General features: G+C 34.1%; 23 protein-coding genes, 6 tRNA genes and 1 pseudogene. 16 read left to right on the top strand and 14 right to left on the bottom strand.

The annotated features are described in order from the left end of the window. Positions 1-60: 60 nt before the first annotated feature. From rpsP to CYP26_RS10660, 6 genes are all read left to right on the top strand, one after another. Complete coding sequence (rpsP, locus tag CYP26_RS02515; protein WP_009293992.1) at positions 61-288, top strand: 30S ribosomal protein S16; 228 nt, start codon at positions 61-63, stop codon at positions 286-288. Then, positions 288-530, top strand: a complete 243-nt coding sequence (locus tag CYP26_RS02510) for a KH domain-containing protein (protein ID WP_009293991.1) — start codon at positions 288-290, stop codon at positions 528-530. Before rpsP ends, CYP26_RS02510 begins: the two co-directional genes overlap by 1 nt. Continuing rightward, a complete protein-coding gene (gene rimM, locus CYP26_RS02505; RefSeq protein ID WP_103630247.1) occupies positions 523-1,053 on the top strand; it encodes a ribosome maturation factor RimM in 531 nt (176 codons plus the stop codon). The genes CYP26_RS02510 and rimM overlap by 8 nt, the downstream gene beginning before the upstream one ends. Next, entirely contained in the window at positions 1,050-1,742 is a 693-nt protein-coding gene (gene trmD, locus CYP26_RS02500; protein ID WP_103630246.1) for a tRNA (guanosine(37)-N1)-methyltransferase TrmD, read from the top strand. Before rimM ends, trmD begins: the two co-directional genes overlap by 4 nt. Positions 1,743-1,750: 8 nt before the next feature. Next, a complete protein-coding gene (gene rplS / locus CYP26_RS02495) occupies positions 1,751-2,107 on the top strand; it encodes a 50S ribosomal protein L19 (protein ID WP_002941851.1) in 357 nt (118 codons plus the stop codon). Between the two features lie 136 nt (positions 2,108-2,243). Then, positions 2,244-2,765, top strand: a complete 522-nt coding sequence (locus tag CYP26_RS10660; RefSeq protein ID WP_181000845.1) for a helix-hairpin-helix domain-containing protein — start codon at positions 2,244-2,246, stop codon at positions 2,763-2,765. Positions 2,766-2,926: 161 nt separating this feature from the next. On the opposite strand, the gene CYP26_RS10350 is transcribed toward CYP26_RS10660, so the two are convergent. Further along, positions 2,927-3,025 (bottom strand): S26 family signal peptidase, encoded by a 99-nt coding sequence (locus CYP26_RS10350; protein ID WP_219809001.1) that lies wholly within the window; start codon positions 3,023-3,025, stop codon positions 2,927-2,929. Between the two features lie 121 nt (positions 3,026-3,146). Here CYP26_RS10350 and CYP26_RS02485 point away from each other — a divergent pair, with 121 nt between their 5' ends. Continuing rightward, on the top strand, positions 3,147-3,440 hold the full coding sequence (locus CYP26_RS02485) for a type II toxin-antitoxin system RelE/ParE family toxin (RefSeq protein WP_103630245.1): 294 nt from the start codon (positions 3,147-3,149) through the stop codon (positions 3,438-3,440). Then, positions 3,437-3,715, top strand: coding sequence for an addiction module antidote protein (locus CYP26_RS02480; RefSeq protein WP_009293986.1), 279 nt, complete (start codon positions 3,437-3,439; stop codon positions 3,713-3,715). The genes CYP26_RS02485 and CYP26_RS02480 overlap by 4 nt, the downstream gene beginning before the upstream one ends. Positions 3,716-4,113: 398 nt before the next feature. Here the strand turns inward: CYP26_RS02480 and CYP26_RS02475 are convergent, their stop codons facing one another. Genes CYP26_RS02475 through CYP26_RS02465 form a run of 3 tightly spaced genes read right to left on the bottom strand, consistent with a single transcriptional unit; the run spans position 4,114 to position 6,852 of the window. After that, the gene (locus CYP26_RS02475; RefSeq protein WP_103630244.1) at positions 4,114-5,208 is read right to left on the bottom strand and encodes a hypothetical protein; all 1,095 of its coding nucleotides are present in this window, start codon (positions 5,206-5,208) and stop codon (positions 4,114-4,116) included. Positions 5,209-5,239: 31 nt separating this feature from the next. After that, positions 5,240-6,592, bottom strand: coding sequence for a DNA methyltransferase (locus tag CYP26_RS02470; protein WP_103630243.1), 1,353 nt, complete (start codon positions 6,590-6,592; stop codon positions 5,240-5,242). Positions 6,593-6,630: 38 nt separating this feature from the next. Continuing rightward, positions 6,631-6,852 (bottom strand): hypothetical protein, encoded by a 222-nt coding sequence (locus CYP26_RS02465; protein ID WP_103559220.1) that lies wholly within the window; start codon positions 6,850-6,852, stop codon positions 6,631-6,633. A gap of 145 nt (positions 6,853-6,997) precedes the next feature. Here CYP26_RS02465 and CYP26_RS10425 point away from each other — a divergent pair, with 145 nt between their 5' ends. Further along, the gene (locus CYP26_RS10425; RefSeq protein WP_258031378.1) at positions 6,998-7,393 is read left to right on the top strand and encodes a transposase; all 396 of its coding nucleotides are present in this window, start codon (positions 6,998-7,000) and stop codon (positions 7,391-7,393) included. Beyond that, positions 7,390-8,007: a transposase gene (locus tag CYP26_RS10420; protein ID WP_258031377.1), complete on the top strand. Its 618-nt coding sequence runs from the start codon at positions 7,390-7,392 to the stop codon at positions 8,005-8,007. Before CYP26_RS10425 ends, CYP26_RS10420 begins: the two co-directional genes overlap by 4 nt. Here CYP26_RS10420 and CYP26_RS02455 read toward each other — a convergent pair. The 9 genes and pseudogenes from CYP26_RS02455 to CYP26_RS02415 form a co-directional block, all read right to left on the bottom strand. After that, positions 8,004-8,420: a hypothetical protein gene (locus CYP26_RS02455; RefSeq protein WP_103630242.1), complete on the bottom strand. Its 417-nt coding sequence runs from the start codon at positions 8,418-8,420 to the stop codon at positions 8,004-8,006. The genes CYP26_RS10420 and CYP26_RS02455 overlap by 4 nt on opposite strands. A 449-nt stretch (positions 8,421-8,869) precedes the next feature. Further along, a pseudogene (gene cas1, locus CYP26_RS02450) lies at positions 8,870-9,867 on the bottom strand (CRISPR-associated endonuclease Cas1). Positions 9,868-9,876: 9 nt separating this feature from the next. Next, the gene (cas2, locus tag CYP26_RS02445) at positions 9,877-10,155 is read right to left on the bottom strand and encodes a CRISPR-associated endonuclease Cas2 (protein ID WP_103630241.1); all 279 of its coding nucleotides are present in this window, start codon (positions 10,153-10,155) and stop codon (positions 9,877-9,879) included. 8 nt (positions 10,156-10,163) lie between these two features. After that, positions 10,164-10,664 carry a CRISPR-associated protein Cas4 gene (locus CYP26_RS02440; protein ID WP_103630240.1) on the bottom strand — a complete coding sequence of 167 codons (501 nt, stop codon included), beginning with the start codon at positions 10,662-10,664 and terminating at the stop codon, positions 10,164-10,166. After that, the gene (cas3, locus tag CYP26_RS02435; RefSeq protein WP_258031375.1) at positions 10,664-12,865 is read right to left on the bottom strand and encodes a CRISPR-associated helicase Cas3'; all 2,202 of its coding nucleotides are present in this window, start codon (positions 12,863-12,865) and stop codon (positions 10,664-10,666) included. Before cas3 ends, CYP26_RS02440 begins: the two co-directional genes overlap by 1 nt. After that, the gene (gene cas5 / locus CYP26_RS02430) at positions 12,840-13,550 is read right to left on the bottom strand and encodes a CRISPR-associated protein Cas5 (protein WP_103630238.1); all 711 of its coding nucleotides are present in this window, start codon (positions 13,548-13,550) and stop codon (positions 12,840-12,842) included. The genes cas3 and cas5 overlap by 26 nt, the downstream gene beginning before the upstream one ends. Position 13,551: 1 nt before the next feature. Beyond that, entirely contained in the window at positions 13,552-14,493 is a 942-nt protein-coding gene (gene cas7b, locus CYP26_RS02425; RefSeq protein WP_103630237.1) for a type I-B CRISPR-associated protein Cas7/Csh2, read from the bottom strand. Positions 14,494-14,503: 10 nt separating this feature from the next. Continuing rightward, positions 14,504-16,270 (bottom strand): TM1802 family CRISPR-associated protein, encoded by a 1,767-nt coding sequence (locus CYP26_RS02420; RefSeq protein ID WP_103630236.1) that lies wholly within the window; start codon positions 16,268-16,270, stop codon positions 14,504-14,506. Positions 16,271-16,441: 171 nt separating this feature from the next. Further along, positions 16,442-17,134, bottom strand: coding sequence for a CRISPR-associated endoribonuclease Cas6 (locus CYP26_RS02415; RefSeq protein WP_103630235.1), 693 nt, complete (start codon positions 17,132-17,134; stop codon positions 16,442-16,444). 210 nt (positions 17,135-17,344) lie between these two features. Here CYP26_RS02415 and CYP26_RS02410 point away from each other — a divergent pair. The 6 genes from CYP26_RS02410 (at position 17,345) to CYP26_RS02385 (ending at position 17,971) form a co-directional block, all read left to right on the top strand. Further along, positions 17,345-17,420: transfer RNA gene (locus CYP26_RS02410), tRNA-Lys, on the top strand. A gap of 14 nt (positions 17,421-17,434) precedes the next feature. Continuing rightward, positions 17,435-17,510: transfer RNA gene (locus tag CYP26_RS02405), tRNA-Glu, on the top strand. Between the two features lie 16 nt (positions 17,511-17,526). Continuing rightward, positions 17,527-17,602: transfer RNA gene (locus CYP26_RS02400), tRNA-Val, on the top strand. Between the two features lie 12 nt (positions 17,603-17,614). Then, positions 17,615-17,691: transfer RNA gene (locus CYP26_RS02395), tRNA-Asp, on the top strand. 123 nt (positions 17,692-17,814) lie between these two features. Continuing rightward, positions 17,815-17,890: transfer RNA gene (locus CYP26_RS02390), tRNA-Lys, on the top strand. 6 nt (positions 17,891-17,896) lie between these two features. Then, positions 17,897-17,971 (top strand) — tRNA-Glu (locus CYP26_RS02385). A gap of 480 nt (positions 17,972-18,451) precedes the next feature. On the opposite strand, the gene CYP26_RS02380 is transcribed toward CYP26_RS02385, so the two are convergent. Continuing rightward, complete coding sequence (locus tag CYP26_RS02380) at positions 18,452-19,204, bottom strand: DUF4198 domain-containing protein (protein ID WP_103630234.1); 753 nt, start codon at positions 19,202-19,204, stop codon at positions 18,452-18,454. Between the last annotated feature and the right edge of the window lie 129 nt (positions 19,205-19,333).

The following is a 19,333-nucleotide window of genomic DNA, read 5'->3' as shown; positions in this document are numbered from 1 at the left end:
AAATTTAGATATTTGTTATCTAAATTTAAGCTTTATTTAAAAACAAGAGGAGAATATAATATGGCAACAGTAGTAAGACTAACAAGAATGGGACGTAAAAAAAGACCTTTTTATCGTATAGTTGTTACAGATAGTAGAAAAAGACGCGATAGCGGTTGGATAGAGAGCATTGGTTATTACAACCCTATGGTTGAGCCAAATGTTATAAATTTCAACAAAGAGAGATTGGATTACTGGAAAAGCGTCGGTGCTAAACTTAGCGATAGAGTTGCGCAAATTACAAAATAATGGTTGAAAATTTTTTATACGAATACGCCAAGCTGATAGCTGATTTTCCTGAAAAGGTAACTATCGAGCGTCAAGAGCTTGGTGAAAATTTTGTCGAGATTATTATAAGTGCCGATAAGGTTGATACTGGAAAACTTATCGGCAAAGACGGCAAAATGATAAATGCTATAAAGACCGTTATTATTGGCTGTAAAGCCAAAGACAATACAAGTTATAGAGTAACGGTAAAAGCTATTGAATAGTGATATTGTTGAAGTCGCTACTATTGGGAGATGTGTTGGCTTAAAGGGCTATTTAAAGCTTCACAACAAGAGCGACTTCCCAGAGCAATTTAAAAAAGGCGCAACCTTTTTTGATAAAAACAATGATCAGCTCATCATAAAAGACTACAACAAACAAAAAGAGCTGGTTTTGTTTGAAAATTTTGATGACTTAGATCTTGCCAAAACACTTGTAAATAAAACCATCTATACTACAAAAGAGCTTACTAGAAAAAACTGCAAACTAAAAAAAGATGAATTTTTTCAGTTTGATATTATTGGATTAAAAGTAGTAGAAAATGGTGAAATTTTGGGCATTGTAGAAGATATCCAAGATAATTTTGCAAATTCACTTTTATACATAAAAACAGACGAAGAGCTTATCGTAGCCGGCAAACCAAAAAATTTCTACATTCCATATTTGGGGCATTTTATCGAAACTGTAAATTTGGAAAGCGGAGAGATTTTGGTAAAAGGCGCTAGAGATATCTTAGAAAATTCATGAAATTTACATTTATTACACTTTTTGAAAATTTAGTCAAACCTTACTTTTGCGATTCTATTTTAAAACGTGCGATTATTAATAAATTTATTGAAATTGATTTTATAAATCCAAGAAATTTTACCAACGATAAGCACAATAAAGTTGATGATTATATGATCGGAGGCGGAGCAGGGCTTTTGATGTTTCCACAACCTTTGGATGAGTCGTTCAAATTTATAAAAGAAAAAGATAAAAATGCTCACGTGATCTTTTTGACACCAGCTGGTAAAAAATTTAACCAAAATGACGCAAAAAGACTTTCTAAAAAAGATCATATTTGCTTTGTTTGCAGTAGATATGAAGGTCTTGATGAGAGAGTTGTCGAGCTTTGGGCGGATGAAGTTTTTTGCATAGGTGATTTTATTTTAACTGGTGGAGAGTTACCTGCACTTTGTATGAGTGACGCGATATCAAGAAACGTACCTGGGGTTTTAGGAAACGACATGAGTCTTGAAGTAGAGAGTTTTGAGGGTAATCTGCTTGAAGCTCCATCTTTTACAAAACCTGATAATTTTAAATCACTCTTTGTGGTTTCAGAGTTTTTAAAGGGTAATCATGCTAAAATCCACAACTTAAAAAACAAGATGGCTCACTGCAAAACAAGGTACTTTCGCCCTGATTTATATCAAAAGCTAAAGCCACATAAATAAGGAAAAACATGAGAAATAAATACATTGAAGCGTTTGAAAATGCTCAAATTGCTGGTAAGAATATCCCTGACTTCCGTGCAGGAGATACATTGCGTGTGGCTACTCGTATTCACGAAGGCGACAAAACAAGAATTCAAAATTTTGAAGGCATTTGTATAGCTAGACGTGGTAGCGGCACTGGCGAAACATTTATCATTAGAAAAATTGGTGCTAACAGCGTTGGCGTTGAGAGAATTTTCCCAATCTTTAGTGACTCTATTGAAGAGATTAAGGTTCTTAGAAAAGGTCGTGTCAGAAGAGCTAAACTATTCTACCTACGCGAACTACGTGGTAAAGCAGCTAAGATCCGCGAACTTAGAAAATAAAACTTTTTCCCTGAAATTTTCAGGGATTTTCTTCTATAAACTATATTTAAAATCATTTTTATATTACTCAATATTTATACTTCATTAATCACTCTTTGCTAGAATTTTACTTCAAATTTACTTTTAAGGAATAAAAATGAAAAAAATATTGTTTTCACTTGCAGCTATTGCGTCTTTGGCTATGGCAGCAATCAATCTAAACACAGCTACTAAAGAGGAGCTTATGAGCCTTGATGGCATTGGCAGTGCAAAAGCAGACGCGATCATCGAGTATAGAAAAGCAAATAAATTTAACTCAATCGACGATCTTAAAAATGTAAATGGCATCGGAGATAAAACTTTTGATAACCTAAAAGGTGAAATTTCTACTACTGGCAAGAGCGAAGTACGCGAAAAAGCAAAAGCTAGTAAGAAGAAAATGAATGAGGCAAAAGACGAGATGAAAGAAAAAATCTCTGATAAAAAAGATAAATTTAAAAAGAAAGCTTCTAAAACTAAAGAAGAGCTAACTTCTAATAAAGAAGATGAAACTAGTATGAGTGAAAAAGCAAAAGATGAAAAAGACAAAGTTGTTGACAAAGTAAAAGAAAAGAAAGAAAAAGCTGCTTCAAAAGCTAAATCTAAAAAAGAAAAACTTAAAGAAAAACTAGAGAAATAAAACATTTTAAACCTGCTTGTCTTTACAAGTGGGTTTTATAAATTCATATATTTTTTGTTTTAATTATAATTGATAAAAAATTTCATAACCTTCTTTAAATTTCATTGATCCGATAATTTGCTTAATTTTCATCTTTAGCCAAGGTGTTTTACTAATTTGTGTCAAAATATCTGCCATCTAACTTTACCAACTAAAAATTTGTATGGAATTGCCCCAAAAAAGCGACTATCAAAAGAGTGATTGCGGTTATCATCAATCATGTTTGGCGAGTTTCAAACTCCAACGGAGTAGATTCTAATGAACCGCCGACCTTCGGGTTATGAGTGTTATGGGCTATTTTTTATAAGTAGCCATTAAGCTACATTTGTTAAAATTTGCCCTATGAAAGTATTAAAAAGTTCAACATTTGATAAGTGGTTGCATAAGTTAAATAATCTTATTCTCAAGGTTTCTATATTGAGAAGATTAGAGCAGATAGAAGCAAAAGATCATTTAGGGGATTATAAATTTATTGATACAGACTTATACGAACTTAGGTTTTTTAATCGTGGTGGGTTAAGGATATTTTTTACTTTTGATGGCGATGAAATAATTATATTGTTAAATGCTGGTGATAAAGATAGCCAAAGCGATGATATTAAAAAGGCAAAAGAAATTTTAAAGGATTATAAATGAAAGAAGAATTTACTAAATTTAATTTAGAAGACTATTTAACAACTGATGAATTAAGAAAAGAGTATTTAAATCAAGTCTTGGCCGATGGCGATATTGAAGAATTTAAAAGAGCATTATTTTATATAGCAAAATCAAAAGGCATTGAAAACGTTGCAAAGAAAGCAAATTTAAATAGAGAAAGCTTTTATAAGATGTTTAAAGAGAATTCAAAACCTAGATTTGAAAGTATATTTAAGGTTGTGAATGCTCTTGATATTAAGCTTGTTTATGCTTAGTCTATTTCATTATTATTTCTAGCTTCTTTTTTTGCTGTATTGGCTGGGGTTTTGGTTTTTTGAAGTATCTGCATAAAACTATATTATCATCAGTTTGATATATCTTTGCAAGATAGCAATTATTATTTATCTGATCTATTATTTTAAATCTCTTCTCTGAAAATTTTGACTTTTAAATTTATCGTTTCTGCGTTGTTTCAAATTCCAACGGAGTAAATTCTAATTAGATGACAAAGGTTTTAAAGTGATCGTGCAGTTGTTTTAAACTCCAACGGAGTAAATTCTAATGTTGGAGTTTTCGCACCGACAATAACACTTTTACGATTGTTTCAAACTCCAACGGAGTAAATTCTAATAAGTTTATTCTTCGGTATTATGTAGCATCCGCACAAAGATTTTTAATTACTTATAAAAATTATATTTGAATTAGTTCTATAATTTTTCCCTTTAAATTTAAATTCAATGGGAATAAGTTTAAAATTGTCTATAAAACTATTTATTACTGGAGATAATAAAGTTATATTTCGCTTTAGTTTCCACGATTCAGCATAATTATTATTATCATATAAAACCACAAATAATCTATTTTCTGCTCCGAATCGCATCTCGCCTTGATTTTCATAAAGCCATTTTATTAATCCTTTTTTATCTTTTTTAATATTTTCAAAAATATTTCTTATTTTATCTTGGTAATCGTTTAATACTTGTTGAGCCCCGGTATTGCTTTTCGCAATATCATTAATTTGAGATAAGATAACGCTTCTAATAGATGTTTCATTGCTTTTTTTATCAAATGTTATATTTAGCTCGTTAGCTTTACTTTTTAAGAATGAAAGTTCAGATTTGGTATCTTTGTATATTGTTTTCCATTGCTCTTTAATTTTTTCCGAAGGCATATATGTAACTTTCAAATCAACTGGGGTATTGTTTATAAAAAAGTCGACATTTTTTATTTGACCAGATGCTGGAATAACACTATCGTGTTCACAAAATAGATTTTCTATTAAATAACTGCTCCATTGGTTATACCAACTGTTATATAGATAACCAGACACTGTATATAAAATTGATGTTTTTAGTTTATTTTCCAGCTCTTCAAATTTATAAAACTCTTTAACATAATATTTAACAATAAATTTATCTAGTGAATTTGTGTGGTCTCCTCCCCATCTATAAGTCTCCAGTTTATAAAGCTCGTTTTTAACGTCATCAACAGGCAATTTTCTTATTTTTTCAAGATGTTTATTTTTTAAAAATTTATTAATTTTATCATCCGAAAAAGTAGATTCGTATACTAGCTTAAAAAGACTATTGCCTTTATTTTCTTTGATATTTATTTTAGCATCTATAAAATTTATAAAATCACACAAAAGTTCTTTTCTTGAAATTGCTTTTGTTTTTAACCATTTGATAGATTTTGGATTTTCTTTTTTAAATTCTTGGAGGTTGTTTTCTTTAAAGAGTTTATCCCAATATTCAAATTTAGTCGACATAATATTTACCTCTCAGCCATAACATAAATCTTTATGGGTATTGTATATTAAAGGGAGTTAAAGAATCGTTAAAAAGTTTTACTTTTTTTATAGCTTCGGGTACTTGATTATTTTTTGAAAAGAACAACATATAATCTTTGGTTAACGCCCCTTTTCTATTTGACTGAACGACCGATTTGGTGGAATATTCCATTGGAGCACAACCTAAATAGTATAGTATTTTATTTTGGTATACTTTTTTAATAAAATTCCAATCTTTTTCATTGCTCGCATTAAAAAATAGCACCAAAAGACCATCCGTTTTTAAAATACGTTCTGTTTCGTAAAAAAAACTTATCATATCATTTGTATACTTATGAATATTTTTATCTCTTTCGTTAGCGTTTGATACGATAATTTCGTCCTCAAAATTACTTTTGCACCCTAGTACGGAATTAAATATTTCAGATAATTCCAAGTATGGAATTCGATTAGAGTGTGGTGGGTCGGCAATAATGAGCTTTACGCTATCGCTTGAAATATCTTTCATCTTTTTCAAACAGCTTTCGTTGTAAATCTCAATGTTGCTATAAACTTTATGAACACTGGGTAGATTTTTTAATAATTTTTTGGCCTTATTAATAAAACAGTTCCACACATTTATCTCGAAATGCTCTTTTGGAAGCCAAAAACCTATAACCCAACTGCCCACTTCTCGCTTACCATTTCTATTAATCACAAAAACCATATTGCTCATCTGGCCGATAGCTGAAGTAACAGTTAAAAGTAAGGCTCTTTTGATATTTTCATCTTTAAATAGATGGATTTCATCTAACAGTATATCTATATTGTAGAGCGCCCTTTTTGTAAAAAAATCATATATCGTCATACTAGAATTAACATTAATTTTATTATTATTGAAAAATGTTATGTCGTTTAAGTATTTAGTCTTATATTCATTATATTTATTTAAAGTATTTATATCTTTTTTTGTTGCAATTATCACTTGCTTTTTGCCGTCATTTTTTATCCAAACTTCAGAGATTTTTCCATCTTGCCATACATAATGCGTTGCTATGTTATTTTGCGAATCCGTATAGCTATTATTGATTCTATTTTTAATCGTGTCTTCTAGTTGAGCAATGGCTTTTTTATATTCTGCTTGCGTCGGTAAATTTGTTAAGAAATCGGCAAATATTTTAGAAAAGGGGTTTATATCTATACCTATGAATTTTCTCGTATCGTCTAAAATCGATATTACGTTTGAGCTTCCTAAAAAAGGCTCTAATACCGTATCGCCTTGGGTGGTTAATGTATCTATAAAATATTCGTAGTATTCGAGAGGCTTTTTCCCCCAATATTTGTGAAATCCGTTTATGTCGGTATAAGTTGTGATTTTTTTCATTCTTAGTATCTATATATCTTTGTTAAAGTGTATGATTATTAATAATTATTTTTATTTTTTAACTCTCTTATAATTATATCCTTATCTCTATTTGAAAGATATAAATTAATCCAACTATCAACCCACTCTGGCGTTTTTCTACCTTGCCTAGTAGTAGCCCAGCCGTTCATAGTTAACTTATTCGTTTTAGTAAGCTCGGCAAATTCGTCTCTATCAATTCCCGCTTCTTTAAGCTTTAATAAAAATTCATCGTAATTCATTATGTACCTTAATTATATATCAGCGTATTATACAATTTTTCTTAATTTAAAAGCAAGTAAATTTAGGTAAATAACTTATAATATTTTAAGCAATATTTATGTATAATACATATATTAAAAATAAAAATACATAAAAGGCTTAAAAATGTCCCAACACTTCCTCCTCTCATCAAAAGCTAGAACTATCTCGGTTAGAAAGATAGCTAGTATGAGCGAGAACGAGTGTTACGAATATTTTAAATCAATTCGTTGGAGCAGCAATAAGGGCAATCCCATTTGTCCGATTTGCGGAAGCGCTTCATCTCACTACTTTATAGAAAGTAGATTACAATATCGCTGCAAGGATTGCTTTCATACCTTTAGCGTTACAAGCGGAACGATATTTCACTCTCATAAGCTTGATTTTAAAGTTATCCTTCTTGCCATCGTAATATTTTCTAATGCTACAAAAGGAATTTCAGCCTTACAGCTTAGTAGAGACCTAGACGTCAATATAAAACGGCTTGGGTTTTATCTCATAAAATCAGAGAAAGCCTTATGACTAGCGATAGCGGAAATAAATTTAGCGGAGTAGTCGAAATGGACGGAGTATATGTCGGAAACTATATAAAGCCAGCTAATAATATAAACGATAGGATAGATAGACGCAAAGCTTTTAAGCCTAATAAACGAGTTATCATATCTTTACGAGAGAGAAATCTATTTGGAAGCGGAGCTAGTAAAACTAAGACATTTATCCTAAAAAGCGAAAACAACGTAGATATAAACGCTATCGCCAAATCGCATATTGCGCCAAACAGCGAAATTCATACCGATGAAAATTTGGCTTACGACGATTTGCTAGCTCATTACGATTTAACAAGAGTAAATCACCAAATAGAATATAGCGGTATAAACGGAGAGAATAATAACCAAAGCGAAAGCTTTAACGCTAGATTTAGACGCTTACAATACGGTCAATGCCATAAACTAGGAACGCTTTACTTATCAAACTACGCAAACGAGATTGCTTACCGCGAAGATATGAGAAGACTATATAATAAAGCTATAATGGACGATATTTTATCAAGATGTTTGGCTAATAATTCAATCTCAAATGAATTTTGCGGTTACTGGCAAGGCAATCACAGAGTAGCCGAAAGGCTTGGAGCTTAGGAAGCTATTTTATAAAATTTTACTCCGTTGTCGATAAATAACGAGATAGTTCCTCTTTTTATAAGCTTTGAAATTAAAGAGGATATGTTTTGCTTATATTTGGCTATAAGAGCGTCATCTACTTTTTCATCTTTAAAAACATACTCGGCTATTTCATTTACAGTGCTAGGCTTTATTTTTACACATTCTATAATTCTACAATTTAATTCTCCGTGAGGAAAATACGAAGAATTACTAATTCTTTTAGCTCGAATGAACGTAGTTTTATAACTAGGGTCGAATATCGCAATAGCCTTATCTATGGTTTCAAGCTCTGATTTTAGCTTTAAAACTATATCCTGATAATATTTGATATTTCCTTGAAGCTCGGAGTGCTTACTAACTAGAGCCGATATTACGTGAGTTTCGGCCATATAAATCCTTTACGATATGCTATAATAGGCTGAATTTTAGCGGATTTTAGAATGAAAGTCTTGTGCGGATGCTACATAATACCGGTAAATTCTAATCTTGCCCTAGCTTCAAAATCCACTTAAAGACATTAGTGTTTCAAACTCCAACGGAGTAAATTCTAATTTTGGTCTTTACCCTTTACCGATCCTTTTCCCTGCTGTTTCAAACTCCAACGGAGTAAATTCTAATTACGAAACCACAACACTTGAAATACCAAACATCTATAGTTTCAAACTCCAACGGAGTAAATTCTAATAGCACCAAAAAGCTGATATTATAGACCTTTTGGTTCAAGAAGTCTATATTTATTCGCCTTAAATTTGACTAAATTTTAGCTACATATAAATACGCAAAGCCCTAAATTTCAAGTATTTTAAAATCTTAAAAAACGCTTTATCAAAATGCGATTTCACTCCCACCTAAATCCTTCATAAGGCGCGTCCTCGCAGATGCACTTCTTGAGCTTATTTGTCTCGCGGCGGACACCTGCCTCCACGTTAGCTCCCTGCCATCCACTGTGAGCGTCTCACAAAGGCGCGAGATCAACTTTAGCTCGATCTTTTGCACGGTATCGTTGCTAAATTTTATCCTGCCGGCGTCCGTTTGGAAGTCTTTTGCGGTGATCTCCTTTTTATTTAGCATATTAAATATAAGCGTGTCGCCCAAGATCGGCTTAAAAATCTCCGCTAGATCGAGATGTAGGCTCAAGGCTCGGTAGTTTGGCTCGTGCAAAAAGCCGATGCGAGGATCTAGCTCGGTCTTGTAAATTTCGCTTAGACAGATGTTGTAGATACGCGTATTTACGTAGCTTATGAAGCTGTTGATTTTATCAGCGGGCGGGCGTTTTGAGCGGACGGTAAATTTAAAGCTTCGCTGACCTGCGATGATCTCGTTCCACTTTTCATAGTAGAGCTTTTGAAATGCACCCTCTACCGCCATTATTGCAGGCACGTTGGTGGCTGCATCTAGCGCCTTTAGGTGTGGCTGTGCGTCAAATTTAACGCCATGCCTTTTGCAGTTTGCAGCGTCATTTATGATGTGAGCTCTAGTGATCTCGCGCGCGATATATGCACGTTTGGTCGGATCATCAAAAGAGCGGAGCTGGCACAGCAGCACAAAGCCACTTTTATTTACGGAGTTTGGCGTATTTGGGTAGAAATTCCCGCGAAAGCTCTGATACGGACTAAAGATATGCAAAAGGATGTTATTATCCGCCAAAAACGCGATGGTGTAGGTGTCGATCTGTACTTTTGCTAGCACGTAAATTTCATCGATCGCGTTTATCGGCAGGATTTTACTGGCAAGAGCCGCGCCCATCTCGTCAAATTTTTCAAAATAGATATTGTTATCTTGTCTATAAAGCCTACCTGGATTAAGTATAAAGTGCGTCCTATCGCTCTTTTGCATATTTGCTCCTTAACTAAATACCGGGCTATTTTTATCCACGCCAATGACGATGCGCTCGGAGTATTTTAGTGAGTTAAATGTGTAGATCACGATGGAGTCAAGCTCGTCTACGCACTCTTTTTTCAGCGTCTTGCTTAGCTTTTTAAAGTCGCTCTCGCGGATCTCGCCCTCATAGACCGAAAACTGCACGCGAGGCAGAAATTTCTCGACCGCTTTTCTGATGCGATTTGCGTTATTTCGCTCTTTTTGCTCGCGCCCTGCGATGTCGTAAAAAAGTATCACATACATCTTGCCTCCTAAGCAGTGCAATAGTCGTGATATGCACAGTTCTGGCAAAATTTACCCTGCGTAAATTTGGGCGGCTTTTCTAAATTTGCAAGCGCGCTTATCTCGCTTAAAATTTGCTCCATTAGAGCGAAATTTTCGCTGCTATCCTCCACCAATATCACCTTTTTACCGCTTATTAGCTTGCCTTTTACCTCTTTTAAATTTAAGCCCGTTTTTAAAAGATAGATGTAAAAAAGTAGCTGCATCTTGCCCGCAAGCTCGTTTTTTAGGCTTTTCTTATACTCTGTGATGAGGTAGTGACCGTGCTGTTTTGAGAATTTGTCAAATTTAAGGTTGCTAAAGGCAAATTCTTGCAGATCTTGCTCTTTGATATCAGCCAAAGCCTTGCCCATTAGCACGTTTTCGTCTTCTTGATCTGCGTGGATCTGATGCGCGTAAAGCCACGCCTCGCGCTTACAGGTAACGTAGTAATTCACAAGCGTACCGGTGATCTGATCTTTTGAGAACATTAGTCAAAGACCTCGTCGGTTATGTCCAAATTCGTATCTTTTTTAAGGCCATACTCGGCACTGTAAAAATAAGACGAGCCAAATGGCAGATAAAACATATCTTTTAGTCCGTTTATTTGTTTTAAATTCGGCATTAGCTTATTCATATCTTTTAACGTTACATTTATGCTAAATTTCGACAACTTTCTGATGTGGTTTTTAAAAAGATCTCTTATGGTAAATTTCTCATTCGGACTATTTTTGATCTCAAAAATTTTAACTTCAAAATCTTTAATGAAATTTTCTTCAGGCTCGATTATTATGGTTTGTTTGTAGTTGTTATTCATGATATCCTCGATTTTTTGATTTATATTTTCAAATTCCAGCTTTTCTATCTCGCTTTTTATATGCAAATTTTCCAGTTGATTGCTTATTTTTTGAAAATACAAATTTGAAATTTCTAAAATTTCGCTCTCTCGCACCTCTTTTTGCTTAAGATCACTCAAAATAGCCCCGCTTACTTTATATAGATCGCCGTAAATCAAATTTGTAAATTTGCTTATTTCAGGAAAGACGTATAGCTCGCCCCTTGTTGCTTCAAAATGCCTATTTACGCGCCCTGCTGTCTGTATGATAGAGCTAATAGGCGCAACTTCGCGAAATCCAATGTCAAAGTCAAGATCTACTCCAGCCTCTATGGACTGCGTGGAGATAAGTAAAATTTTGCTTTCGAGCGGATCGTTTTTATTTGTATTTATTGCGCGCTTGACCGCCTCGATAGTAGTGCGTTTGTGATCATCATACATATATCCGTTTAGGCAAAAGCAGCTAAATTTATCTTTTAGTTTTGCGAATAGCTCTTGCGCTTTTTTGATGGTATTTACGACGACTAGAGTATTTTTATCGTTTGCAGCCTCGCAAATTTTTTCTAAAAGCTCATCTTCGCCGCCTGTATCAAGCCATTTTATGACGTATCTATCCTGCTTTGAAAAATAGTCTAAATTTGAAATTTCTTTAAAATTTTCGCTTTTGATAACCGGCATTGTCGCCGACATAAATATAAAAATAGTGCCAAGCCGCTGTGAAATGATCTCGCAAAGTAGGATAAAATCTTTTCTAAAATTATATGGGATCGCTTGCGCCTCATCGATGATAACGACGCTATTTTTGAGCTGATTAAATTTAACATTATCTTTGTTTTTGTTACCAAATAGCGCAAATATCAGCTGATAAAGCGTGGTTACGTTTATCTCGCCACTAAAAGATTCCATTAGAAATTTGATCTTTGAGTATCTATCCTCGTCGGTTAGATTTTCTTCACCTATCGTCGTTTTGTGATGTGCCTTGCTGACCAAAATATCGCTATTTTTATAAATTTTCGCGACTATATCGTAGGTTTGATCGATTATCGATGTAAATGGAAGCGCATAAATTATGCGAGATTTGTTAAATTTCAATGCAAAATTTAGAGCAGTCAAGGTCTTGCCGTAGCCAGTAGGCGCAGTCAAAGTAAAAAGTTTGTAGTTTTCGTCAAAGTTATTTAAGACGAAATTTCTAAACGCATCTCTCTTTTTATTTGGCGGCAAATTTTGGATACCAGCTTCTAAAACATCTATCGGTATATATTTGGTTTGCTGTTTTGGCATGCTAAAGATCGCCTCAAATTTATCGCTATAAATCAAATTTGAATATAGGCTTTTGAAATTTATAAAGTCCTCATAGGTAAATTTGTGTCTGTACTGCGATAAAACTAAGTATTGACGAAGCTTCTCAGCTCTATCTAAAAACTCATCTTTTTTTGTAGATAATCCCGAATAAATATTGATATTTTTAGCCGCGTTAGCCACTTCATCCCACTGCTCTAGCTCTTTTGAATTTTTAAAAAATTTATTAGCCTCTCTGGCTAGCGTCATTAAATTTACCACATCGCCATGGTGCGAAACGATGGCAAGAAAGCCAAACAGGGTTGATATCTCATCAAATTTTGAGTTTAACAAGAAAAAATATGCCGACAAAAGCGAGTGGTTTTTATCTAGCTTGTCGTTTGAAGTATCTCTGATGTAAATTTGAAAATTATTCTTCAGTTTTGCGATGTCGTGATAGAGTTTGACCTGCCTATCCAGCTCTTTATCGTCAGGCGAGATCATATTTTTTATATGATTTTCTAAAAGTTTATTTGGATGAGACCAAAACTCGTCAAATAAAATAGACTCTTTCATCATTTATCTGATAAATATTTCCGCGATTTTTAGATTTTATAAGCTCTTTGCCGTTTATCTCCATCACAAAGTCTTTAAAATCTTTAAAAATTCGTCCATTTTCGCAACCACAAGGCATTCTTGCCGTAGTTAATTTCGCATTTTCATCAATGCCTTCAAAAACAAAATCATCCATAAGCGTAAATGTATTTATAAAACTTTCAGCTTGCGATATTTTTTCGCATATTTTTATATCGATCCAGCTAAAATCCGCTATACAAAAATTTATCCCAAGATAGGGCGTAAAGGCGGTTTTATGCTCTTTTAAATTTGAGATTATTTTATCTTGATAACTTTGCTCTAAATTTTCTAAATTTAAAAATACGACATAAGATGGCGAACAGATTAGCTCTCTGTAAAACTGCTTTTTCTCTTTTGCATTTTGATAGCCTTCCTCTATGTGCATATTGCTTGAGAGGGCAAATTTTATGCCGTTAAAAACAAAACTCTTTTTTAAAATTTGCCTATCTATTTTTACGCTGTATTGGATGTTTGAAAGCTTAAAGTACTCTTCCTCGCCTATGACAGCGCCTAAAAAGCCCATTATGGTAGTCTTTGGTGGCACTGGATAGGTCAAGCTAGAGTAAATCGTCGCCGGATGCGAAAAATGAGCGTAATCGCCAAATAGTCTAAAAGCAACAATGCTCATTTTATGCCTCTATCTTTTTCCAACTGCTATCAAAATTCCCTTTATTTATCGCTTCAAAATCATAATCGCTCATATACTCTATCTTTTCTATATTTGCAGCATATCTTGCGAGTTTATTTTTTAAATTTGTAAAGTCGATAGTGTATTCGTTGATGCTTCTTATCACTCTATCTTCTTTTTCGCTTTTTAGGCTTATGCTATTGTTTAGATCGCCTGCAAATGTATCGTCTTTGTATGTGATGATTAGCATAAACCTCGGAGTCTGACCGATTTTAGAGCGAGTTGTTAGGTTTTTAGTACCGTGCCACAAAGCTTTTAAAATTTTAGCTTCATCTGCTTCGCTAAAGCCAGTTTTTGCTGCATTATAGTTATCTATGATGCCGTAAGTAGCAAAAATAGCGTATTTTATAAATTCCTCTTCTCTAAAAGTCGCTTGATCTTTTTGTTTTTTTGGATCGTTTGGATCGTAATCGCTAGCAAAAGCGCCAGTTCCTTTAACATGCTCTACTTCGACCTTGTTTAGGGATTTGCTTAGTCTAAACTGCACCGGTCCAGTAAATTGAACGCCTGCGGTTTTTATCTCCTTATCCTGCCTCATCTCATCTTTATCTGAAATAGGTAAAACTCCACCAAATGCGCGGATATCGATAAATTTAGACAAAATTTCTTTTTGCAGTTCGCTTTTGTTTTGCTTTATGTTTATGCTCTGTCTGATAGCCGTTTTAGCGTCTAACAGGGCGTCCTCTATCCTATACTCCTTTATAAAAATCGACGCTTCATCTTTTTTTATGATCTCATCTCTGATGGTTCTTTTTATACGCACGTCCGTCACCTCAGCTACGCCAGTTTCATCATCTCGCCTAGGAGCGTTGTCCTTTAGCATGTCACCATTTGGGTTCCAGTTCTCTCCGTCCCATAAAAAAAGTATCTCTTTTTTTTGCATCTTATTCTCCTTATTTTGTTTTTTCTTTTATAAATTTACGATAGTCGCTTCCGCCCATAGCAAAGGCAAGCGTAGTATGCGAGGTTTTTACCATCTTTCTCTCCTTATAAAAGACCTGCGGTAAAATTTCGATCAAACACTCTTTTATGTTTTCAATGTTAGGATTTGGCTTACCAGAAGCGGCCTTAAGCTTTCTAATCATCTCGTCGCACTTGGTCCAAATTCGCTCTAAATTTTCCATACTTATAGATCCGCAGTCATTAAGCCAGTTGCTAAAAGATACACCGCCGTTCACGCCAAGCTGCCAGTTTATCAGGGCTGCGCTTAGCATACCAAGCAAATAAGCGCTAATGAGCGCATCGTTTTGATGTAAAAACTCGCTATTTTTGATTAGCTCTTTGATCAGTTCTTTTTTATCGGTTAAATTTTCCAAATCGCACTCCTTTTGAAAGACTAGTTTTTTGTTTAAGACATTGATTTCATTAAAGAAATTTTGATATTTTGCAATATTTTCAAACTTTCTTTCTTTATAAAAATCGTTAAAGTATTTGCTCCATTCCAGCTTTTTTGTGTAACTTTTATTGACGCTACCATGATAAATCAGATCGCTATATCTTTCTATCATAATCTCTAAATCAAATTTATTTCTTGATAGTAAAAAGCTCATCACGCCAAGCCTGCTTTCAAATAAATTTTGCAGATAAATCGTCTCATCTGTGCCACTATTTTTTTCATAGAAGGCTTTTATGTTAAAGCTATCCATCAAATTTGAAATACGAGAGATAAAAGATGGCAAAACATCGTCTATCGCAAGCTTCAAATCGATAGCGGCGTTGCTTTGTGTATAAAATAAAATCGTATTTAAAACAGGTAAATTTTCCTGCTTTTTAGCTGTTGCCTCGAGATAATAATCTATGCTAAATTTTATGGCTTCCTCGGCGATTTCAATATTTTTTATATCGCTCTTTGAAGTCTCTTCAAGTATTTTTACAATCTCTTCTAAATTTACTGAGCTACTCAAAATAGTCGGTAAAATCGCTATTTTCATACCATAAAAATTGTGTGATAGCTTATCTTTTATCGCTTTAAAACCATTTTCTACCTTTTTTGCGCTAATGGCGCTTAGCGGCAAGAGTTTTGATTTGACAAATTGCATATTGGCCGGCATCTCATTTACCGAGCAAAACGCTAAATTTGCATCGCCGCCGATACCCTTTTCGTTTGTTAAGATATCGTATCCGTAAGATGATTTTTGCTCTTTTATACTGATATGATTTTCAAAAATTTGCTTAAAATATGCAGAAACTGGCTTGCCATTATATGAGAGCGAGAAAAAAGTAGCGACTTTTTTGCCTTTTTCGTTTTTTAGCTCATCAAGGCCTTTGATCTCATCTATAATACCAGCAAAATATTCTTCGTTTATACTTGATAGTATGGATAAAATAGCGTCTTTTTCTATATCGCTCGGCTCAAAAAAGGAGAGTAAATTTGAAACCGATCTCAAAACGCCTTTTATAAATTTAGCTTCGTCTTTATTTACGTCTTTGGATAAAAATTGAGAATTTGGGAAAAGATTGCCCGAATTTGCTCCAACACCAAATCTACATATTATTAAGTCATCTTTGTCGATGTTTAAATTTGGTTCGATCTGCTTGGTCACAATGTCACAAAGATAAACTTTGATCTTGTCATATTTATGAGCGCCATTTTTGAGCTTAAGCTCTTCTTTTTCATACACCTCGCCTATGTCAGCAAGAATTTTAACTATATCAGCCAAAACATGCTCCTTAAACTAAGTAAGTGTTACTCTACTCCAAATAACTTTAAAAGTAAAGTTATCATAATTTACATAAAATTCTACTTGATTTTTTCTGCCATTTCATATAAAATACCTAATTTGAAAAGCAGGTATTAAGCTTTTATCCTTGTAGGATTTGAAATTCATATTTTACGTAACTTGCTTTTCTTCTATCACTTCTAAAAATCCAAGTCCGCAGTTCATACATCCACTACCAACTCCCGCATCAAGGATCAAATTTATAAGCTCTGGCTTTGCTTTTATGTGCCATTTTGCAGGCCATGCTCTGACTGGCATATTGTTGTTGCCGTAGTAAAAATATAAAGGCTTTTGTAAATTTTGCCAGAGCAATTTTAGCTCAAACTCGCCCTCATATTTATACCCCATAAGTGTTTCAAATCTTTGAAGCGCATTGGTTTTCATCATTTCAAGATGCCTGGAGTCTTGCGGCTCAAGATGCACTTTGTGTCCCAAAAGTCCAACGACCGAACACGCAACACATCCCTGAAAAGTAGCCTCATTTTGTGAAATTCTATGCTCTTTTACCGACACAGATGTGTCAAGCAAACAAATGCCGCCAAGTTTTAATTCATCTTTTAGCACAGCAAAAGCGATCGTTTTTTCAAATTCTGGCACAAATGAGCTAAATCTTATCTCTAAGCTTAAGCCGTTTAACTTAAAATCAAAATTTGATCTTTTAAAATTTTTACCACTCTCTTTATGTTTGTATCCGTCATGTTCAGCTTTTGGCAAATAGCTATAAATATAGCCTTGTATGAGCTTAGATAAAGACTTTGCTATTTTTAAATTTTGAGTTGGAAGGCGTGAATTTATAATGATCATCCTTGCTCCTTGTTTGTTGCCAGAATGAATTATAACCCAAAATTTTGTAAAAAATAGACAACTATATAAAATAAATTTTTTAGAATTTATTTTTTATTTTAAAATAATATGGATAAATAAAATCAAAGATTTATTCTAAAATTTAAATGCTCTTTTCTTGACATATAATAATGTTTTTTGTATAATCTCAATTCTTTTTTAAATAATTATGTCTTGCTAGCTCAGTCGGTAGAGCATCTCACTTTTAATGAGGGGGCCGTTGGTTCGAATCCAACGCAGGACACCATTTTTTGGGTTTATGACCCTTTCGTCTAGTGGCTCAGGACTCTACTTTCTCTGTGTAGGAACAGAGGTTCAAATCCTCTAAGGGTCGCCAGATTATAAATTTATTAGGTCGCTTAGCTCAGTTGGTAGAGCGCCACCCTTACAAGGTGGATGTCATAAGTTCGAGTCTTATAGCGACCACCATTAATTTTAGGTGCAGCGGTAGTTCAGTTGGTTAGAATGCCGCCCTGTCACGGCGGAGGTCGCGGGTTCGAGCCCCGTCCGCTGCGCCATCTACTAAACCTTAGGTTAAGGTTCTTGATTCTATTTTTCTTGTTTTTTGAGTGATCAAATTAAATTTTAAGATTATAAGTTCTAAGATAACACTTTATGATTTATTATTGATACTTAATCTTGCCTCGTTAGCTCAGTTGGTAGAGCATATCACTCTTAATGATGGGGTCGTAGGTTCGAGACCTACACGGGGCACCATCTTTTGGCCCATTCGTCTAGCGGTTAGGACACCAGCCTCTCACGTTGGTAACACGAGTTCGAGTCTCGTATGGGTCACCATTTTTCCTATAAATTTAACTCAAATTTTGAAAATTTACTGCTAGTGTAATAAATTTGACCAATAAATTGAACGCATTTTGCTACCGAAATTGCTTACTGGTATGCGAAGCAATTTTGGTATTTAGGTAGCAGAAATTATATTGAAATACTGTATCCTAAAATCTCATAATTCTTTGCTGAAGGTATAAATAAAACTCGTTTTATAACAATACGCTTGAGCTTTGAAAGAGGTTTTTAGACTAAAACGGATCAGCAGTTTTTAAAAGTTTAGAGATTACAAATAATGATGAAATTAATGACTGCTGGAGTTATTAAATCTTTTAGAAATACACAAATTTAAAATTTAGCTACAACATAAATTTGATAAATTTGCTGATTTTGACTTGACAAATTTGACTTATAAGATAAAAGGGGTAGGGCGCATTAAAATACGCCCTTTTACAAATTTAAGATGAAAACTTGTTTGATCTTAAATTTGATCTATTTTAGCTCAAACGCAAGTGTTGCAGCGATCGTCTCATCATCACAAATTTTTGAGTCGGCAAACGGCATTTTATGCACTGTTTGTAGTAGCCATTTTCCAGGTTTAAGTGCAAGCACTTCTATCGTACCATCTGGCTCAGTTTCTCCGTGAAATGCGCTTTTTTCTTTCAAAAAGCCATCAAATGTTCCATCAAGTGTAGCATTTTCTAAAGGTTTGCCCTCAAATAGAATTTTCACTTTAAATGGCACGCCAACTTTGAAATTTGCTGGATTGTCAAGCGGAACTATCTCTAGGCGTTGGTTGGATGGCTTTGTGACTGAGCCATCTTTTGCGTTTTTATTTATGACGCCTTTTGCGCTCATGCTCGCTTTTTTGCAGTATTTGGCGTCCTTGATGTCCTCTTTGGTTTTGCCCATGTGCCATGTGCCATCGCCTGCTTTTGTCCAAAACGTAGGCTTGTACTCGCCAGCTATAATGTATGAGCCGTCTTCTAGTTTGGCCCTTTCATAATGGTAGTTTTCGCCGCTTTGTTTTAGGCCCAGTTTTTCGCCATTTTTGTTTATAACGTATGGGGCTTCAAATAGGGCGATCCTATTATCTGCGATCTTTTCAACGGTCGGAAAGTCGTCTGCGTAGCCGATATCAACGCTTGTTACGTCCTTGCTGCTTCCAAAAAGCCAAAATTCGTGAGCTAAAGAGTGACTGCTAAAAGCCGCCAAAGCCAAAAGTGCAAATAAATGCTTGTTCATTAGTTATCCTTTGAGGTTAAAATGTCTTTTTTATATATGTCACAAAAATATTGTTAAATTTTTATAGATCTAAATTTTGCTAATTTTTATAAAAATTTAGTAATCAAAACCAAATTTATCTTATTAAAT

The sequence above is a fragment of the Campylobacter concisus genome, from assembly GCF_002913225.1.
In the GTDB taxonomy this organism is placed as follows: Bacteria; Campylobacterota; Campylobacteria; order Campylobacterales; family Campylobacteraceae; genus Campylobacter_A; species Campylobacter_A concisus_J.
This window is presented reverse-complemented; position numbering and strand designations above follow the sequence as displayed.

Excerpts from the sequence above, each read along its gene's own strand:
- rpsP (WP_009293992.1), top strand. The coding sequence starts at position 61 with ATGGCAACAGTAGTAAGACTAACAAGAATGGGACGTAAAAAAAGACCT.
- CYP26_RS02485 (WP_103630245.1), top strand. The coding sequence starts at position 3,147 with ATGAAAGTATTAAAAAGTTCAACATTTGATAAGTGGTTGCATAAGTTA.
- CYP26_RS02465 (WP_103559220.1), bottom strand. The coding sequence starts at position 6,852 with ATGAATTACGATGAATTTTTATTAAAGCTTAAAGAAGCGGGAATTGAT.
- cas5 (WP_103630238.1), bottom strand. The coding sequence starts at position 13,550 with ATGAGCATTGTTGCTTTTAGACTATTTGGCGATTACGCTCATTTTTCG.
- rplS (WP_002941851.1), top strand. The coding sequence starts at position 1,751 with ATGAGAAATAAATACATTGAAGCGTTTGAAAATGCTCAAATTGCTGGT.
- CYP26_RS02475 (WP_103630244.1), bottom strand. The coding sequence starts at position 5,208 with ATGTCGACTAAATTTGAATATTGGGATAAACTCTTTAAAGAAAACAAC.
- cas7b (WP_103630237.1), bottom strand. The coding sequence starts at position 14,493 with ATGCAAAAAAAAGAGATACTTTTTTTATGGGACGGAGAGAACTGGAAC.
- CYP26_RS10425 (WP_258031378.1), top strand. The coding sequence starts at position 6,998 with ATGTCCCAACACTTCCTCCTCTCATCAAAAGCTAGAACTATCTCGGTT.
- CYP26_RS02415 (WP_103630235.1), bottom strand. The coding sequence starts at position 17,134 with ATGATCATTATAAATTCACGCCTTCCAACTCAAAATTTAAAAATAGCA.
- trmD (WP_103630246.1), top strand. The coding sequence starts at position 1,050 with ATGAAATTTACATTTATTACACTTTTTGAAAATTTAGTCAAACCTTAC.
- cas3 (WP_258031375.1), bottom strand. The coding sequence starts at position 12,865 with ATGATGAAAGAGTCTATTTTATTTGACGAGTTTTGGTCTCATCCAAAT.
- CYP26_RS02510 (WP_009293991.1), top strand. The coding sequence starts at position 288 with ATGGTTGAAAATTTTTTATACGAATACGCCAAGCTGATAGCTGATTTT.
- CYP26_RS02440 (WP_103630240.1), bottom strand. The coding sequence starts at position 10,664 with ATGTTCTCAAAAGATCAGATCACCGGTACGCTTGTGAATTACTACGTT.
- CYP26_RS02480 (WP_009293986.1), top strand. The coding sequence starts at position 3,437 with ATGAAAGAAGAATTTACTAAATTTAATTTAGAAGACTATTTAACAACT.
- CYP26_RS02470 (WP_103630243.1), bottom strand. The coding sequence starts at position 6,592 with ATGAAAAAAATCACAACTTATACCGACATAAACGGATTTCACAAATAT.
- cas2 (WP_103630241.1), bottom strand. The coding sequence starts at position 10,155 with ATGTATGTGATACTTTTTTACGACATCGCAGGGCGCGAGCAAAAAGAG.
- CYP26_RS02455 (WP_103630242.1), bottom strand. The coding sequence starts at position 8,420 with ATGGCCGAAACTCACGTAATATCGGCTCTAGTTAGTAAGCACTCCGAG.
- CYP26_RS10420 (WP_258031377.1), top strand. The coding sequence starts at position 7,390 with ATGACTAGCGATAGCGGAAATAAATTTAGCGGAGTAGTCGAAATGGAC.
- CYP26_RS10350 (WP_219809001.1), bottom strand. The coding sequence starts at position 3,025 with ATGATTGATGATAACCGCAATCACTCTTTTGATAGTCGCTTTTTTGGG.
- CYP26_RS10660 (WP_181000845.1), top strand. The coding sequence starts at position 2,244 with ATGAAAAAAATATTGTTTTCACTTGCAGCTATTGCGTCTTTGGCTATG.
- CYP26_RS02380 (WP_103630234.1), bottom strand. The coding sequence starts at position 19,204 with ATGAACAAGCATTTATTTGCACTTTTGGCTTTGGCGGCTTTTAGCAGT.